The sequence below is a fragment of the Bartonella sp. AA126HLJHH genome (assembly GCF_042197425.1).
In the GTDB taxonomy this organism is placed as follows: Bacteria; Pseudomonadota; Alphaproteobacteria; order Rhizobiales; family Rhizobiaceae; genus Bartonella.
On record NZ_JBHIRU010000094.1, the window covers coordinates 1 to 1,072 of the forward strand.

Genomic DNA, 1,072 nt, shown 5'->3' on the forward strand with positions numbered 1-1,072 from the left:
CGTAAACTATACACTTTACTTTGGTGTCAAAATTATAATAATGACAACAAATATCAGAATGTGTATAACAGTAAAAAGAGTCATGTTAAAATGAAGTCGATCATACTTATAATTTTGATTGCAAACCTTTTATCGGCTTGTGCATTAGCACCAAAGCTAAAACAGCCCAATGATAGGAACCGCGTGCCTATTAATAAAACAATCCCTGCCGAAATTAAGCGAGGAGACAACGGAATCTCATAAACTGATTTATGAAGTTAATAATGTAATGGTCAGTCTTTCTAAATATGTGAAAATTAAAAGGTATGAAATATGCAAAAGCTGATTATTATCATAGCGATTAGTGCTTTTCTTGGAACAACAAACTTAGCAAGAAGTAACACTCTTACTAAGCAAGGAGGAGGTCATAGCCGTTTTGCAGTTCCTAGTATAGGGTCAGGAAATCTCGATTCAAGCAACAATTATAAACCAAAACCACCAAAAGGCTATGAGCCACCACGTAAACTTCCACCCGATATTAAAATTGACCTTTCTAATTTGGGAACGATGAGAAATCGCGTACCGTCCAAACCTAGTGGCTCTAAGCCATCTAACACACCTCCAGTATCTCCCACAGCTCAGGTACCTAAATCAACTTTCGTATCTGCTCCATCAGCAAAATATCTGGAGCTTACTAAGCTATTAAAAAAAGGGGAAATTATTGAGCTCTTAAAAAAACAGCTTGAGTTGAAAAAAGAACAAATTTCACAAACAGAAAAAACCTATCAGGCTATAACAAATAGTCAAAAAACTGGACCTGAAAAAATAGATTTTTCTAGTTTTTTTCTCAAAGAACCAGAATCGCTCTATAAGAGTGATAAGCTTTCAAGGAAATCATATCAAGAGGTATTAGAGGACGAAAACAAAGTTTCTGGGCCTTTTGATCAAATGGGCAAAACTATTTCAGAGCGTTTACAATTTGCATCGATACTAGATAAAGCTGTAAGTTTAGAAACTTTTGAAAACGTAGAAAATCGTTTTCAATACCTCAAAAGTCTATTTAATGAACTTCAAACAAAAGAAAACCTGAAAG

At 34.6% G+C, this 1,072-nt stretch carries 2 protein-coding genes; both read left to right on the forward strand.

Translation table 11 applies throughout. From position 1 onward, the window contains the following. Positions 1–90 precede the first annotated feature (90 nt). Positions 91–243 (forward strand): TrwH protein, encoded by a 153-nt coding sequence (locus ACFIQC_RS09890; RefSeq protein WP_375614846.1) that lies wholly within the window; start codon positions 91–93, stop codon positions 241–243. 69 nt (positions 244–312) lie between these two features. After that, positions 313–1,072: hypothetical protein (locus ACFIQC_RS09895; protein WP_375707138.1), on the forward strand; the 760-nt coding region annotated here is incomplete at its 3' end.